The sequence below is a fragment of the Bacteroides cellulosilyticus DSM 14838 genome (assembly GCF_000158035.1).
Lineage (GTDB): Bacteria > Bacteroidota > Bacteroidia > Bacteroidales > Bacteroidaceae > Bacteroides > Bacteroides cellulosilyticus.
On the sequence record NZ_EQ973495.1, the window covers coordinates 337,174 to 339,549 of the forward strand.

At 44.2% G+C, this 2,376-nt stretch carries 2 protein-coding genes; both read right to left on the reverse strand.

What is annotated here, in order from left to right:
* The coding region (locus tag BACCELL_RS23640; protein ID WP_007214659.1) for a glycoside hydrolase family 2 protein at positions 1-1,204 on the reverse strand (1,204 nt) is incomplete at its 3' end.
* 19 nt (positions 1,205-1,223) lie between these two features.
* On the reverse strand, positions 1,224-2,376 hold a 1,153-nt coding region (locus BACCELL_RS23645), incomplete at its 5' end, for a glycoside hydrolase family protein (RefSeq protein WP_007214660.1).

A 2,376-nucleotide genomic window follows, 5' to 3' on the forward strand; every position in this document is an offset into this window, starting at 1 on the left:
CTTGTCCGCGATAAGTTTCATTCCCCACACCGCCACGGCACCAGGGAATTTCTTCCCAAACCAAAATACCCAGTTCATCACAAAGATTCAAAATGATTTCAGATTGCTGATAATGTCCCAGACGGATGAAATTCACCCCCATCTCTTTCATCATTTTCATTTCCTGAATCATCTGCTCCTCAGTCATGGCAGCAGCTACTCCTGCATGATCCTCGTGCCGATGTGTTCCCCGCAACAAGAGACGCTTTCCATTCAGCATGAAAGGCCCCTTATCTATAAATTCAAAAGAACGGAAACCGAAACGTTCACTCGCTGTCATTTTCTGTCCATTGGCAGTTACAGTAACCTCGCAAGTATATAATACCGGATGATCTACATCCCAGAGTTGTGGTTTATCAATCTGAATATCCAGCATATCCAAATCTCCCAACGGAGTTATTTTATCCAGTGTGCGGGTAGATACCACTTCACCTTTAGCATTCTTCACAGTAACTTCCACCAGTGCTTCACGCACATCTGCAGGATTATAGAATGTACCGGATACCTTTAACTTGCCTTTTTTCAATTTAGCGTCCAATGCCGGTTCTATCCGGAGAGAAGCCACGGAGACTTCCGGAAGATACACCAGATTCAGATAACGGTAAATACCGCCATACAAATTGAAGTCCGATAAATCCGAAGGTATCATTTCAGCATCCCGGGTATTATCACAACGAATACTCAATGGAATTTCACCTCCAAAACGTTCAGCATCTTTGCTTGCCAGAAAAGCTCGCACGGCATCTGTTATATCTACATTCCAACTATCATATCCACCGACATGACTACCTACTTTGGTCATATAAACATATACATCCGTCTTCTGTCCCGCTCCTTCGAATTCCAATACCATCCGTCCGTCAGGATATGGATTATCCAGCTTCAGGCGTGTTTTATACCATCCCGGTCCCTGATAGTAATTCAAATCCGGATCAACAGCATCCTCCGCATTAAAGCAGTGGGGCAACGTAACTTTTGTCCATATAGGTTGCTCTTCCGGCTGGCCTTTCTTTATAGGGCGTACCAGTTCCCAGATATTGCCCACATCCTGACGGAGAAACTCCCAGTTATCCGTTAACCGGATCTTATTGCCCATCACAGGTACCTTCGCAAAGGTACCTGCAACAAAGCAACTCATCACTAACAATGCAATTATACGTCTCATACCTATTGATTCTCCACGTTTACAGAATAGCCGTACCTTCTTTCTCCAATTTAGCTTTCTTGAGCAAAGCTTCCAGGAAGTAATAGTCTGCATAAACCAAAGGCATATCTCTCTCAAAGTTGTGCGCACCTGTGCTGTGCAAGAGTAAGAATCCACGGTCACCATCCAATTGCGCACGATAGTTCTTGCTTAAGCTCTCAACAATCGTATCCGCCCATTTCTTGTATAATGATGCTTTCTCCGGATTGTACATGGACAATTCGTACATGGCACAAGCCATCACTGCGGCAGCAGAAGCATCTCTCGGTTCGTTCGGAATACCCGGAGCATCAAAGTCCCAATATGCAACCATATCTTCCGGCATGGTAGGATTGGTAAAGATGTAATTGGCTATGTTCTCAGCTTGCGACAAGAATTCTGGAAGTTTCGTTTCACGATAACACATGGTATAGCCATACAAGCCCCATGCCTGACCTCTTGACCAGGCAGATTCGTGATTGTATCCCTGGTGTGTATGCTTATGAAGCACGTCTCCGGTGATTGTATCATAATCGATTACATGATAAGAGCTATAATTATCGCGGAAATGATTTTTCATTGTAGTGTGGGCATGTGCATTTGCAATGTTATAATACACAGAGTCACCCGTTTCCTTAAATGCCCAGTACAGCAATTCAAGGTTCATCATATTATCAATGATAACCGGACATTGCCACTTGTCACGGCTATGATCCCAGGAACGGATACAACCAATTGTTGGCTTATAGCGGGTAATCAATGTGGCTGCAGATTCCAACAGGATATCTTTGTAGTTTGCATCATTGGTCAGGCGATAACCGTTACCAAAGCTACAGTACATTTTGAATCCCATGTCATGCGTTCCGCCATTCGTTTTCTGGTCTTCTATATTAGCAGTAAATGCCTGTGCCTGCTTCTTCCAGAAATCATCTTGTGTATACTCATACATATACCACAACTCACCGGGAAAGAAACCACTGGTCCAGTCTCTTGATGCTACCAGGCGCAAGGCACCGTTATCTTCTATCGTGCGGGGAGAAACCGGTTTTCTTTTCAGTTGTTCCTCCGGCATGCTTGCTTTAGCAGAGTCTATTTGCGTAAATGCATACTTCAACTGCTGTCCGGCAAAATCAAAACTGTCTTTTACGACATCC